The sequence below is a fragment of the Thermodesulfomicrobium thermophilum DSM 16697 genome (assembly GCF_059568695.1).
The window spans coordinates 328,765-342,152 of sequence record NZ_JCANTW010000012.1 but is presented as its reverse complement, the minus strand read 5'-3'; the positions used below and the strand labels follow the sequence as shown (position 1 = coordinate 342,152).

Below are 13,388 nucleotides of genomic sequence, written 5' to 3'. Positions count from 1 at the left end.
GCCTCCCGCCCCGCATCCCGGCTTGGGAAAACAATATTTGGCAGGATTTCCACGTGGCACTGAACAAACCGGACAAAGAGACGCTGGACCGCTGGCACCGCAACGAGGGCAAGACCGAACCGCCCCGGCGCGGGCCTGGTGCGCCCGAGGGTAACCAGAACCGGCTGCGTCACGGCATCTTTGCCGACCGCTGTCTGACGCCGGAAGAGAAGGTCATGTTCGACGCCATCATCGACCGCCTCAACCAGGACTTCGAGTTCAACAAGTCCAGCGACTTCCTGCAGGTGGAGCTGGTGGGCGTCTACTCGGTGAAGCTGGTCCGCGCCCAGATCGAGGGGAACACGGACGCCGCCGAAAAACTCGACCGGATGATCCGCTGCCACATGAAGGACCTCAAGACCACCAAGATCGCCCGCGAGGGTGAGGAGCCGAAAGGCCCGCAGACCTCTCCGGCGGAATGGGCGGCGGCGCTGCTCGAGAAGGTGGCCGAGGCCGCCAACGCCCCGGGCACGAAACCCTCCGGCCGCAAGAAACGCGGAAAGAATTGCGGATAACACCATGGAGGGCTTTTCCGATGACCCCGACACACGGCGACTTGCGGCAGACAGCTTCACCAGGAATTGCGGATAAGACGTGTTCCTTACACTTTCGGAATCGGCATTCTTCGGCGGCCGATCATCATTTCCACTCCTCTATATCTTCCTGCAGCTCTCGATATTCGCTTGGCATGTGTGCGCATAAGCCGAGCCCCATAAGCCAAGTAGATATTGGCCTGTTCACGCCGGAGCTCTCTCACACAACCCAAGTAAATATTGGCATATCGTGCCCCAGGCAGAACCGGCCAAGCCCCACAAACAGCCATTCCTTCGGCAGCGGCCCTCGCACATGCCAAGCAGATATTGCCATGTGCGGCCGACAGACAGAAAAGGAGAAATTTCGATCAATCGATATTTCCCGCTCCGCCCGGGAGGCTGAGAACCTTCGTCATGATCATTCATCATCGGCGGATGTGTTCTTCTGCGGGCACTGTCATTCACTGTCTTCGATACTGTCTTGCCCAACGAAAACAGGAGCAGCCGAGGCCGCTCCCATCGTCGGGTCCGGTAGGATCAGAGGCGTTCGAGGGCTTCCTCGAGCTGGCCGTCCACGAGGTGGGTGTAGATCTGGGTGGTGGACACGTCCCGATGCCCCAAGGCCCGCTGCACCACGAGCAGGTCATTGGTCGCGCCGTAGAGGTGGGTGGCGAAGGTATGCCGCAGCCCGTGCGGCGTCAGTTCCTTTTCGATCCCGGCCTTCCGCAGCCAGTGAGCGAGCCGGTTGGCAATCTGCCGCTGGCAGAGTCTGCCGTCCCGGTTCGACAGGAACAGGGCTTCCATTTCCGGGCGGCCGTGTCGACGTCGCTCGGCCAGGTAACGGCGCAGCAATGTGCGGAGGTCGGTCTTGATGAACTTGACCTGCGGCACATTCCCCTTGGCCCACACCCGCAGATGCTTGGCGTCGAGGTCGATGTCATCCAAGTCGAGCGCGGCCAGCTCGCCAAGCCTGATCCCGGTGCCCAGCAGCACCTCGATCATGGCGCGGTCGCGCAGCGCGGAGAAGTCGGTCCGTCCCTTGAGCTCCTTGAGCAATCGTTTCTTTTCGGCGGCGGTCAGGAACACCGGCAGCTTTCTCGGCAGCCGATGCATGCGGATGGACCGAGCAGGATTGTCATCGACCACGCCCGCCTCGACGGCCCAGGCGAAAAAGGCCCGCACCGCCGCCTTCATCCGATGGAGCGAGGCCGCCGAGCGTGGGCCGCGCCCGCTCTCGGTGACCGCCCCGGCGGAGAACACCTGGTCGAGGAGCCCGGCCGTGACCGCCCGGCAGACGATACCCGGGGCCAGCTCCCCGGCCACGCGGGCCACCAGGGCGAGGTCCCGTCGGTATGCGGCTATGGTCGCTGGGGAGCGTCCTTCGGCCGACAGGCGGGCACAGAACGCCTCTATCGCGGCCGTCAGGTCGAGGTCAGCCGTTCGGTTGCTCATCGCTGGACTCCTTCACCCGGCTGTGGCCCATGGGTGTGCTCTTGGGCAGCGGCAACTCCTCGATGCGACCCGACTCCTTGGCCCAGACCATCATCATGCGGAACACCCGGACGGTCTTGGCGACGGTGCGCTCGGCCCGCTCCTTGCCATAGGGGAGTTTGAGCAGCAGGTCGGACTTGTAGAACTTGCCGACCTGGGGGAGCCGGATCTCGGCGAGCTGGCGATCCGCGCCGAAGAAGGCCTCAACCACGTCGAGGTCCTTCCGGTATGTGTAGAGGGTCCGCTCTTTCTTTCCGGATTCCCGCAGGTGGCCGATGAAAGCCTCGGCGGCTTGATGCACGGTGCATTCGCTCATGTTGATGTCTCCTTTGTCGGTGGCCCGGAGTGTTCAGGACAGGAACTCGTCCAGCTCCCGCAGCAGTTCCTCGACGTGGCCGAGGGAGCCGACGCTCGCCCAGGTGATGTCCGGCTGCTTCGCGTCCGTTTCGAGCTTGCCGCGAATGCCCTCGATCAGCCGGGCGATGTTCTCCTGCTTTTCTCGGTACGCCTTGAGTGCCTGCTGGCGGTTTCTGTCGTAGGTCATGGCCTGCCTCCGGTTCCGGTTTTCGTTGATGCGGGACCATCCCGCGTCACATCCAATGACGCTTCTATTTCGTTGGAAATCAAGTGTTTGTAGAGATCTTTCTGCATGTGCCCCAAACCCATAACCCAAAGGAGATCAACATGTTGAAGAAGACCCTCGAATGGACCATCCCGCTGGTCGCATCCTCGGCAATGCCTTGAGGACGGGAATGCACTGATGGCGGTAACCGACAAGGAGCGCAAACTCGCGGCGACCCTGAGCGATCCCGTGTTGTGGGGGCAAGCCTACCTCTACAACCGGGATGGCTCAGGCCGCGACTACTGGCCGCATCAGGTGGAGGACCTGCGCTGCCCGGCCAAGAACATCATCCACCTCGACGGCCGGGACGTGGGCAAGTCCATCGTGCTCTCGACCGACGCGCTCCATTACGCCTTCACCACCCGAGGCGGCCAGGGTTTGATAGCGGCCCCGCACCAGGGGCACCTCGATACCATCATCGAGGAGGTCGAGTTCCAGCTCGACACCAACCCGGATCTGATGAACAGCATTGCCCTGACCAAGTATGGCAAGCCCAAGATCCACCGCAAACCCTACTTCCGGCTGGAGTTCACCAACGGTTCGGTGCTCTATTTCCGCCCGGCCGGGGCTTATGGCGACGCCTTTCGTTCGTTGCACGTGGGCCGCATCTGGGTCGATGAAGGAGCCTGGCTGACCGAACGGGCCTGGAAGGCGCTGCGCCAGTGCCTCAAGGCCGGGGGGACGCTACGCATCTACTCCACGCCCAACGGCCTGCGCGACACCACCTATTACCGGCTCACATCATCAGAGCAGTTCCATGTGTTCCGCTGGCCGTCCTGGCTCAACCCCTTGTGGACTGAGGATCGCGAAGCCGAACTGCTGGAGTTCTACGGCGGCCGCGACAGCTCCGGTTGGCAGCACGAGGTGGCCGGTGAACACGGCAAGCCCTCCTATGGGGCCTTCAACGTCGAACAGTTCAACCTCTGTCGGCAGGATCTGCTGGAGTATCAGAAGATCGTCATCACCGATTCCGAGATGCGCGACTGCGACACCGAGGAAGCGGCCCATGACCGGCTGGAGATGCTGCTCAACCTCACGCCCCGCAGCGGGCAGTTCTGGGTTGGCGGCGACCTGGGCTACACCAACGATCCCACCGAGATCGTCGTATTCCAGGAAATGGAGGTCGGCGAGCGGACCCTGCTGAAGATGATCCTGCGCGTGCATCTGGAACACGTTTCCTATCCGCATATCGCCCAGATCTTCGCTCTGCTGGAGCGGTACTACACCCCGGCAGGCATCGGCGTGGACAACGGCGGTAATGGACTGGCCGTGGTCCAGGAACTGCTCACTTTGGACAAATACAGGGGGCTGGAGCTGGAAGGCAGGCTCAAGGGATACGACTTCGGCGGCATGACCCTACTGGCGGTGCGGAACGGCAAAGAAATCAAGAAACGGACCAAGGAGTTGATGACCAGCCTCATCAACGGGGCACTGCAACGCAAGCAGCTCATTTTCCCCTCGGACGACCTGGAGGTGGAAGACCAGTTCACCACCCACACCTACACCCTGCGGGACGGCAAGATCATCTATTCCAAGGGCAACGACCACATCATCGACGCGGTGCGCTGCGCCATGCTGATCCGGGAGGAAGGCAACCTCGACCCGGTCGGCGAAGAGGTGGTCTCGCTCAAGCCGGTGCTTACGGAGCCGATTTTCATTTGACCGAAATGTTACTGTTGATTTGTTACGGTCGTTACATTATTTTAGTTCCATGGAGACTAACAACTGGCTATTGCTCACATATAAAGTACCTGCGGAACCGGCCAAAAAGCGGGTCGCCCTCTGGCGTCGGCTCAAGAGCATGGGGGCGGTCTATCTGCAGAACGGTGTGTGTTTGCTGCCCAGAACCGACGACCACGCCCGTCGCCTTAAAATGGTCGAGAATGAGATCGCCAGAATGGCGGGCGAGTCGGTCCTCCTGGAGACTGTTGGACTGGACCAGGCACAAGAAAACAAGGTAATTGCTCGCTTCAAGGCCGACCGCGACGAAGAGTATGTCGAGTTTCTCGGCAAATGTAAGGACTTCGAAGCCGAGATAGCCAAGGAAACTAAGGCCCGTCATTTCACCTATGCGGAGCTTGAAGAAAACGATGTGGACCTGAAGAAACTTCAGTCCTGGTTGGAGAAGATCCACAAACTTGATTTCTACGGTGCGACCCTGGCGGAAGAAGCCTTGCAACGCTTGAAACACTGCGAGGCGTTGCTCGACAGCTTCGCCCAGCGGGTTTTCGATGCACACGACGAAAATCATTAAGGGGTTGTAGTGGGTATGCGTGAATCCAGGGAATCTTCTTTACAGACCTCCGCAAAGGGAGGCGCCACCGCACAAGACAAGAGATCTTCGCGCTGGCTGAACCGCACGGTTGCGGGAGCGGGCATCACCAGTGCGCTGGGCGATTTCTGCTACGAAACCACCACGGTAATCCTTCCAGGCTTTCTTGCCGTGCTCGGCGTTCCGGCAGCGGCTCTGGGTATTATCGAGGGCATCGCCGACGCGGTGGCCAGCTTCACGAAAATGATTTCCGGTTATATCGCTGACAAGCTGGGCCATCGGAAACTGCTGGTATTGATCGGTTACGGACTGACTCCCGTCGGACAGGTGCTGATCGCTCTGGCGGCAGGTTGGCCATTGGTCCTGCTCGGGCGGTTGGTTTCGTGGTTTGGCAAGGGCCTGCGCGGACCCTTGCGCGATGCCATCGTGACCCAGTCGGTCACTTCTGAAACGCGTGGGCGGGCCTTCGGCTTTCACCGGGCGACCGACACGATTGGCGCGGTGGCCGGTCCTCTGCTGGGGGTCGCGCTGCTCGGCCTGGCCCAGAGCTGGAATTGGAACGATGCGGCCGGGCCTTTCCGCCTCGTGTTGTGGATTTCGATCATCCCGGGTCTGCTGGCGGTGCTGGCGTTTCTGACTTTGGTCAAAGACCCGCAGCATTCATCAAATCCTGCCATGAAATTTTTCAGCTCGCTGAACGGTCTACCAAAACGATTCAAGCGCTATCTGGGTTCGGTCGGTCTGTTTGGCATTGGCGACTTCTCACACAGCTTGCTGATTCTGGCTGCCACTACATTGCTGACGGCCTCTCTGGGGGTCGTCAAAGCGGCCCAGGTGGCGGGACTTTTGTACGTATGGCGCAATGTCGTGCAAGTCGCGATGTCCTATCCGGTGGGCATCCTGGCTGACCGCATCGGCCATTTGACTGTGTTGGTCATCGGCTATGTGCTGGGAGCATTGACAGCCATCTTGACAGTGCTGGCCTTCTGGTTCGGAATAGACAGCGTTCCCTTGCTGGCAGGTCTCTTCCTTATCGCCGGGCTTTATATGGCCGTGCAGGAGACGCTTGAATCGACCGTAACGGCGGAAATGGTTCAGCCTGAGACCTTGGCCATGAGCTATGGCGCTCTGGGTACCGTCAATGGAACAGCGAAATTCATTTCGAGTTCCTTGGTTGGTGTGCTGTGGACAGCTTTTTCTCCCATGGTCGGCTTCAGCGTCGCCGCGCTTTTCATGGTTGCCGGAACAGTGACCTTGATCCGGCTTTCCCCTCGATAGTCCAAAGATCCCTGCCTGAATTAGCGGCTTGGTCCGCTTGATTCGAAAACTTTCCTACCCGACAAACTCATCCTCCGACGCTTTCTACCCCGCTCCGGTAAGTAACAGGCATCGAGCCGGATTCGGCCCACACGGGCCGGATGTGCGGCTGTCATGGCCGAAACTACCGAGAGGATCACGTGGAAAGCACCGCCCATCAGGACGAACAACCCGAAAGCCTGGACACCACTGGCTTTATCATCGCGCCGCTGGCCGCAGCGGCAGCGCTCGACTCGGCCGCTTTCAACAAGGTCAACGCCACCGAAGCGATTCCGGCCACCTGGGAAGAACGCGCCCGCAAGGCATGGGAATACTACGTCGAGGAGCCGTTGGTGAAGAATTGCGTCAACTCCTGGCGCACCTTCGCCGTGGGCGACGAGATCAAGATCACCAGCGACGACGAGACCCTCAAGGAGCAGGCACTGGAGGCCGCCTGGCGGTTGAACATCACGCAATTCATCAAGGACATGGTCCTTCAGCTCCTGGTGAAAGGCGACGCCATCGGCTTCAAGCGCTTCACCAAGTCCGGCCAGGACATCGAGGAGCTGGTCTGCGTCAACCCAGTTTCGGTCAAGGTCAAATACGCCCAGGGCGAACTGATCGAGGCCCGGCAATTTCCCGAGGACACCCCCGGCGGCGGTGAATCCATTCCGCTGCCCGTCGAGCAGGTGGTCCACCTTAAATGGGACGCACCGGCCTTCTCGCCCCGGGGCAACTCCCTCGTGCTTCCCGCCTTTCAAGCCATCGAACTGCTGCGCGACTACCGCCGGGCCGAACAGGCCATCGCCAAGCGCTGGGCCACGCCGTTCCGCCTGCTCAAGGTGGGCGGCGCGTTCGGCCAGAAGATGGTGATGCCGGACCAGCGGATGCTCGAACAGGTCCGCGACATGGTCAACAAGATGGACATGAAAAGCGGCCTGGTGGTCCCGTTCTACGTCAACGTCGAAACCCACGGCACCGACGGCCAGGTCCTCAACGTCGAGGACAAGGTCAAGGAGGTGAAGGAAGACATCGTGGTGGCCCTGGGGCTGTCACGCTCGCTGGTGACCGGCGACGGTCCGAATTTCGCCACCGCCTCGGTGAGCATGCAGAAGATGATGGTCATGATCCGCGAGATCAAACAGGCCGCACGCAAGCTCCTCGACTGGGTGTTCGACGACTGGATGGAGCTGAACGGCCACGGCGACAAGAGCATCCAGTTCATCTTCAACGACCTCGATCCCAGCGACGCGGTCGATTTCAAAAAGCTCCTCATCGAACTCTACGACCGCAAACTCATCAGCCGCTCCAGCCTTCAGATCAAGATGGACCTGGACCCAGACATCGAGGCCGCCAACCGCGAGAGCGAACGCAAACAGATCGACCTGATGGACGAGAAACAGGTGAAGCCGGTGGTGGATATGGTCGTCTCCGGCATCCTCAGCGTGCCTCGCGCCCGGAAGATGCTCGGGATTCCGGCCGAGGACGATCAACCCACGGCGGAGGCGGCATTGGTCTGGTCGGGAGACCTGGAGTCCACCGGCATTGCTGCCGTGTGCGACGAGTGCAGCCACTTCATTGCTGACACCAACCACTGCCGGGTCCTGGGCAGCGAGCGCCCTTTCGACGCCCCGGCCTGTCGTTTCATCGACCGCCGGGAGCCCCGCTGATGCCGTCGGACCTCAAGCAGCGCATCCAGGCGGCCACCCTGAAGAGTCTGACGGCCCGTAACCGCTACAACGACCAGGTCACGGCCCAGCTCACCCAGGCACTCAAACAGGCCGAAGACGAGGTCGCCCGCGCCATCCTTCAGTACCGCTCCCTCGGCTCCCTGCCGGACAACAAGCTCGCCGCCCTCAAAGGGCTGAAAAAGCTCCAGCTCGAACTCGACGACACCATGAAACGGCTCAAGCGGGAGCAGACCCTGGTCTTTCGCAAGACAACCAAGGACTCCTTCAAGCTCGGCATCCAGCAGGGAATCGGCGAACTCGCCGACGCGGCGCTGCCGTTCTACGCCGACCTGAAGCCCGAGGGCATCGACAAGCTGGCCACCAAGGTGTTCACCATCGTCGACACCAATGCCCTCGACTTCATGGCGCAATACAACCTCACACTCGCCGGTGACGTCCACCGCGAACTCGCAGACGGCATCAAGCGTACCATCCTGAACGGCGTCGCCACGGGCAAGGGAGCCGACGACATCGTCCGGGATATGGGCAAGGTGATCATCGACAAGGACTCCTTTCGCCAGGCCGGAAGCCGGGTGTTCAGCAAGGCGCAGTACCGCATGGAGATGATCGCCCGCACCGAGGTCCTCCGCGCCCACAACATGGGCAGGCTCAAATTCCACGAGCGGGTCGGCATCCAAAAACTGGAATGGCTGGCCATGGAGGATGAGCGCATGTGCCCGGTCTGCGGCGGCCTGGACGGCAAGACCTTTCCCATCGACAAGTTCCCTCAGCAACCCGCGCATCCGCACTGCCGCTGCACCAACATCGTGGCGTGGCCGATGACCGTCTGCGGCAGCGAGATGGCCGCGAAGGCCGCCGCTCAGGCATCGCAGGGGGACGCCTGCATTCTCCCGCCCCACGTGCTGGAAGGCATGGCCGACGCCCAGGCCAAGGAGAACGCCAAGCTCAAGAGCGCCTTTGAAACCGGCGACATCGCCGACCTCGGTTCGCTGACGGTCAAACAGCTCCAGACCCTGGCGAAACAGAACGGCGTGGCCATTGCCCGGACCAAGGCCGATTTCATCAAGCTGCTCGATCTGGCCGAACCGGGTATCGATCACGGTGACCTGGCCGGAGCGGCGCTCAGCGCCAAGCTCAAGGAACACAAGATCGGTCTGCTGCGGACCAAGGAAGAACTGGTCGAGCTGCTCGGACTGAAACAGGCGGAACTCAAACAGGCCAAGCTACTCGCCGCCCAGATGGCGAAGATCCCTCCCGCCGAGGGGCTGGAGGGCATGACCGCCCATCAGCTCAAGGAGATGGCGAAGGAGAACGGCATCTCCCTCAACATGACCAAACAGGAGACCATCGAGCTGCTGGACAAGCTGGAGCCCGGCGTGGATCACAGCGGCCTGATGGGCAAGGAACTCGCGGCGGCCAAACAGAAGCACGGCATCGGCATCCTCAAGAACAAGCAGCAGCTCGTCGAGGCGCTGCAGAAGAAGGCCGGTGCCGACATGGCCGAGTCGGTCAAGAAAAAGGCGGTCGATGAGGCCAAGCAGAAGCTGATCCAGAAACAGAAAACGGCCCTGGAAGACGCCGCCAAGACCGTGGTCGTTCCCGACTCGCCGACCGGCTACAAGGATTTTCTCGACGCGATTGCCAAGGCGGAACAGGCGGTTTCCGGCGGCACCGATTTGCCCCAGGAACTGCTTGCGGCTCACAGCAAGGAAATCGCCCTCAAGAAACAGCTCTTCCAAGATCAGGTCGGCAAACTGAAATCGGCGGAGCTCAAGACGCTCGCCAAGGAGACCAAGGTCCAGTATTGGCAGTGGGCCAACAAAGACGAGCTGACCACGCTCTTCACCGAGACCGACCCGGCGAAAATCAAAGCGGTTCAGGCCAGCATCGACACCAAGCACGCCGCCTGGGCCGAAAAGCATGGCGGCAAAAAGAAAACCGCACCGGCCAAGCCCGCCACACCGAAGAAAGAGCCACCGAAACCGGCTCCGCAGCCGATGCCGGTCAAGCCGCCCGAGCCCAAGATCGGCAAGAAAGGCGCAGAGTTCGCCACCGTCGATACCGCGTGGCAGCAGAAGGGTCTGCCTTCGAAGTTCAAGAAAACCGGCAAGGCCGCTGTCGGCGGCGCACATGAAAAGGAGTTCTGGACCGATGAAAACGGCGACAAATGGCTGTTCAAGCCTCATGACCGCAAGGACGATGAGTTCATCGCCTTCGGAGAGGAAGCCGCCTACAAGATCGGCCGCTTGATCGACCCCCATTCCATCAAGGTGCGCACCATCCAATTGAACGGCCGCACCGGCTCCATCCAGAAATGGCGCACCGATCTGCGGGAAGACTTCGATTTTCGCAACATCCTGCCCCAGGATCTGACCACCATCGAACTGGAGCAGATCCAGCGCGAGCATGTGGTCGACTGGCTGATCGCCAATCACGACGGACATTCCAAGCAGTTCATCCGTGCCCGGGACGGTCGCGTCTACGGAATCGACAAAGGCCAGGCCTTCAAGTTTCTGGGCCAGGACAAGCTCTCGCTCGACTATCACCCCAACGGCGTCTGCGGCGAGGAAGAGCCGTTTTACAACAAGGTCTTCCGGGCGGCCAAGGAAGGGAAGGTACGGGTCGATCCGAACGCGACCCTTCGCTACATCCAGGAAGTCGAAAAGATCGCCGACGAGGATTACCTCGATCTGTTGCGACCCTACGCCGAGGGACGGTTCGCGAAGAACCCGGCCGGGCTGCGGCATTTCTACGATCAGGCCCTGGAGCGGAAACACAATCTCCGGCGGGACTTCGAGGGTTATTACGCCGATGTGCTGGGGGATCGGGGGTTCCGTTTTGACAAGCTGAGTACCGCCACCGGCAAGAAAAAGCTGCTCTCCTCAACAGAGGAAGCCCTGGTCGAGGAGGCCCGCAAGCTCGGCTGGCAGGGCAAGACGCTGCCCTTCGACAGCGGCGACGTGGAAGACCAGAACGCGCTGATCTTCACCGAGAGCTTCAAGGGGAAGAAGCGCACCGTGGTCAAGATGAAGATCCGGCCGGATACCGACCGCCGCATCGACGAGGTGCTGCGCAATTATGTGCAGACGGCGGCCGGTGAAAAGGGACAGCCGCTGGTCGAAGACAGCTTCTTTCCGACGATTCTGGACGCCGTCAAAAACGTCAACTTCCACGTGGGCGACGGCAAGTACAACCGGACCAAGATCGACAAGGCCCTGCGCCTGCGCAAGAAACTGGAGACCCTGCAGAAGAGCGCCGACCCCAAGGTCAAGGAGATGGCGGACCACTATCTGAAATGGGTCAAGGAGATCGAAGAATCCGTCGACTGGGATCGGGCTACCAACGGCGTTTTCGAGCAGTATCTGCCGAAGCTCGACGCGCAGAAACCCAAGGAGAAACCGCCGTTCAAGGTGGAACGCGGCAAGGTGACCCACACCAAGCGCAGGATCGGTTCCGGCACCATCACTGCAGAGGCCGACGACATCGACAACCGGACGCTGTTCAATCACAACTCCCGCATGCAGGACGGACACCAGTACACCGTCACCTTCGAGGACGGCACCCGGGTCCGCTATCGCCCCTGGTCGGACACCAACCTCTATGCCCAGCGCGGCGAGCTGGAAATGATCCTGGAAGGCGACGCAACCCCCGGACGGGTCGAGGCGATGCTGGAAAAGCTCGAACAGCTCGGCATCGATACCCGGGTGGCCACGGCGGAAAACGCGGAGCAGATGTATCTCGAAAAGCTCGCCTACATCCGCAAGACCGACAAGAGCGCCGACTACAAACGACTGCAGAAATCCCTCGACGACCGCAACGCCACCACCACCGAGCGGGTCCAGGCCCTGCGCGGCTATTGGCAGAAGGAGCTGGGCGTCCAGGACATCACCCAGCTTTCCGGATACAACCCGCTGGGCGAATACCAGGCGGGCTTTCTGGACCGCGACGCCAAGGGCGGATACCGGCACCAGTTCCGGTTCGACATCACCGAGGAGGACCTGGAAAAACAGATGAAGGGCTACTCGCTGGTCCACGATCTGACCAACGGCGAGAGCATGTCCGGCTTCATCGACTTGATCATGGAGAACAACGGAGCCATGGTCAGCACGGTCGAGAAGATGCGCATGGGCGTGGCTCCGGGAGGAATGTCCCCGGTGGCCGACATGCAGACCGGCGGCGCGAGCTATTTCTTCACCCGAATCAAGAAGCAACCGTCCAGCGACGCCTCACCGGCCCTCTACTTCAAGAAACAGATGCTGCGGCGCATGGACGCCATCAGCTATGACCATGACGCCTACGGCAAGGTGATCGACGACTACGTGCAGCGCAACCGGGGGACCGGCATCGACGACTGGAAGCGGTTCTCAGAGCGCCATGGCAACGAAACCATCTTCAAATACTCGGTGACGCTGCTGGACAACATCGAGTTCATCGTGGCCAGAAGCGACAACGAACGCCGGGAGATCATCCAGAGTTTCACCCGGCGTGGCATCAAGAAACTGCCCGACGGGCGCAAGGTGGAGGACATCGTCCATACCCCGCAAAGCTGGAGCAAACGCAAACAATGACCATGAAGGACTTTATCGAACAGGAAAAACGGCGGCTGCAGGAATCGCTGCACTGGTTCAACAGCCGGGGCAGCCGCATGACGGTCAGAGAATCCGGGGATCTCTTTCTGGATACCCTGGTGGACAGCTTCACCGTCACCCGGATCGCACCCCATTTCGACGCCGCTGGAAACCATCTGCGCACCGATTTCTGGCTGTTGTGGAAGGCGCTCGGTTACGACAAGGGCTTCCAGCACGCCCACACCGTCAAGGTCGTCGATATCATGATCGAAGATACCCTGACAGCCGAACATGACGGTAAGGAGGCCGAAGGGTGGCTGATTGTCGATCTGACCGACGACCTGGGCCGCACTCACCATGTCGAAATGATCGAGCCGGTCTCGGAGCCCGAACTCGCGGCGGACTGGCAACGCTGGATCGCCTACCGCCAGAAAAACGCCGAGAGATTCCACCGGCTCGACGCCCAGCTTCTGGTCGAACATCTCCGGATCGCGGAGGACTGGTCATGAAACTGCGCTATATGATCGACTCGATACTCGCCGACCGGCAAGCCACCGTCCCAGAATACGTGCCCGTGGGCGTCTGGGTTCAGGGGCCGGGTCCCGGTCTGGATGTGGAGATGTACTACCTCGACCGGGGACCGAACGGGCTTGCCGACCGCAAGGATGAGGCTGCCTGGGTGGTCAACCGTCTGGTCGAGGTCGGGGCCACCTCGCTTCCGGCGGATTTTCTCGAATACCACCGGCTGTCCCGCTCTCCCTACGACGGGGTCTTTTCCGAGATCACCGAGACCGACGAATACCCCTCCCTCGACGCATGCGGCAAGGCCGTTCTGGCCCATCTGAACTCCGCCCGCTCCCCTTCTGCACAGGGGGC

At 60.9% G+C, this 13,388-nt stretch carries 10 protein-coding genes; 7 read left to right on the top strand and 3 right to left on the bottom strand.

From position 1 onward, the window contains the following. Positions 1 to 53: 53 nt before the first annotated feature. Complete coding sequence (locus tag BR00_RS05285) at positions 54 to 554, top strand: hypothetical protein (RefSeq protein WP_136873451.1); 501 nt, start codon at positions 54 to 56, stop codon at positions 552 to 554. Between the two features lie 555 nt (positions 555 to 1,109). Here the strand turns inward: BR00_RS05285 and BR00_RS05280 are convergent. Genes BR00_RS05280 through BR00_RS05270 form a run of 3 tightly spaced genes read right to left on the bottom strand, consistent with a single transcriptional unit; the run spans position 1,110 to position 2,607 of the window. Continuing rightward, positions 1,110 to 2,024, bottom strand: a complete 915-nt coding sequence (locus BR00_RS05280) for a tyrosine-type recombinase/integrase (RefSeq protein ID WP_496476555.1) — start codon at positions 2,022 to 2,024, stop codon at positions 1,110 to 1,112. After that, the gene (locus BR00_RS05275) at positions 2,005 to 2,379 is read right to left on the bottom strand and encodes a hypothetical protein (protein WP_496476554.1); all 375 of its coding nucleotides are present in this window, start codon (positions 2,377 to 2,379) and stop codon (positions 2,005 to 2,007) included. Before BR00_RS05275 ends, BR00_RS05280 begins: the two co-directional genes overlap by 20 nt. A gap of 33 nt (positions 2,380 to 2,412) precedes the next feature. Continuing rightward, the gene (locus BR00_RS05270; RefSeq protein WP_302413079.1) at positions 2,413 to 2,607 is read right to left on the bottom strand and encodes a hypothetical protein; all 195 of its coding nucleotides are present in this window, start codon (positions 2,605 to 2,607) and stop codon (positions 2,413 to 2,415) included. Between the two features lie 216 nt (positions 2,608 to 2,823). On the opposite strand from BR00_RS05270, the gene BR00_RS05265 reads away from it, so the two are divergent. The 6 genes from BR00_RS05265 to BR00_RS05240 all read left to right on the top strand — a co-directional run bounded on the left by BR00_RS05265 (position 2,824) and on the right by BR00_RS05240 (position 13,021). Beyond that, positions 2,824 to 4,347, top strand: a complete 1,524-nt coding sequence (locus BR00_RS05265; RefSeq protein WP_496476553.1) for a terminase large subunit domain-containing protein — start codon at positions 2,824 to 2,826, stop codon at positions 4,345 to 4,347. 70 nt (positions 4,348 to 4,417) lie between these two features. Next, positions 4,418 to 4,939, top strand: coding sequence for a Chromate resistance protein ChrB (locus BR00_RS05260; RefSeq protein WP_496476552.1), 522 nt, complete (start codon positions 4,418 to 4,420; stop codon positions 4,937 to 4,939). Between the two features lie 15 nt (positions 4,940 to 4,954). Next, positions 4,955 to 6,235, top strand: a complete 1,281-nt coding sequence (locus BR00_RS05255) for an MFS transporter (protein ID WP_496476551.1) — start codon at positions 4,955 to 4,957, stop codon at positions 6,233 to 6,235. 140 nt (positions 6,236 to 6,375) lie between these two features. Next, entirely contained in the window at positions 6,376 to 7,923 is a 1,548-nt protein-coding gene (locus tag BR00_RS05250) for a phage portal protein family protein (RefSeq protein WP_496476550.1), read from the top strand. Next, complete coding sequence (locus BR00_RS05245; protein WP_496476549.1) at positions 7,923 to 12,512, top strand: phage head morphogenesis protein; 4,590 nt, start codon at positions 7,923 to 7,925, stop codon at positions 12,510 to 12,512. The genes BR00_RS05250 and BR00_RS05245 overlap by 1 nt, the downstream gene beginning before the upstream one ends. After that, positions 12,509 to 13,021 (top strand): hypothetical protein, encoded by a 513-nt coding sequence (locus BR00_RS05240; RefSeq protein ID WP_496476548.1) that lies wholly within the window; start codon positions 12,509 to 12,511, stop codon positions 13,019 to 13,021. The genes BR00_RS05245 and BR00_RS05240 overlap by 4 nt, the downstream gene beginning before the upstream one ends. Positions 13,022 to 13,388 lie beyond the last annotated feature (367 nt).

Excerpts from the sequence above, each read along its gene's own strand:
- BR00_RS05280 (WP_496476555.1), bottom strand. The coding sequence starts at position 2,024 with ATGAGCAACCGAACGGCTGACCTCGACCTGACGGCCGCGATAGAGGCG.
- BR00_RS05275 (WP_496476554.1), bottom strand. The coding sequence starts at position 2,379 with ATGAGCGAATGCACCGTGCATCAAGCCGCCGAGGCTTTCATCGGCCAC.
- BR00_RS05270 (WP_302413079.1), bottom strand. The coding sequence starts at position 2,607 with ATGACCTACGACAGAAACCGCCAGCAGGCACTCAAGGCGTACCGAGAA.
- BR00_RS05265 (WP_496476553.1), top strand. The coding sequence starts at position 2,824 with ATGGCGGTAACCGACAAGGAGCGCAAACTCGCGGCGACCCTGAGCGAT.
- BR00_RS05255 (WP_496476551.1), top strand. The coding sequence starts at position 4,955 with ATGCGTGAATCCAGGGAATCTTCTTTACAGACCTCCGCAAAGGGAGGC.
- BR00_RS05250 (WP_496476550.1), top strand. The coding sequence starts at position 6,376 with ATGTGCGGCTGTCATGGCCGAAACTACCGAGAGGATCACGTGGAAAGC.
- BR00_RS05245 (WP_496476549.1), top strand. The coding sequence starts at position 7,923 with ATGCCGTCGGACCTCAAGCAGCGCATCCAGGCGGCCACCCTGAAGAGT.
- BR00_RS05240 (WP_496476548.1), top strand. The coding sequence starts at position 12,509 with ATGACCATGAAGGACTTTATCGAACAGGAAAAACGGCGGCTGCAGGAA.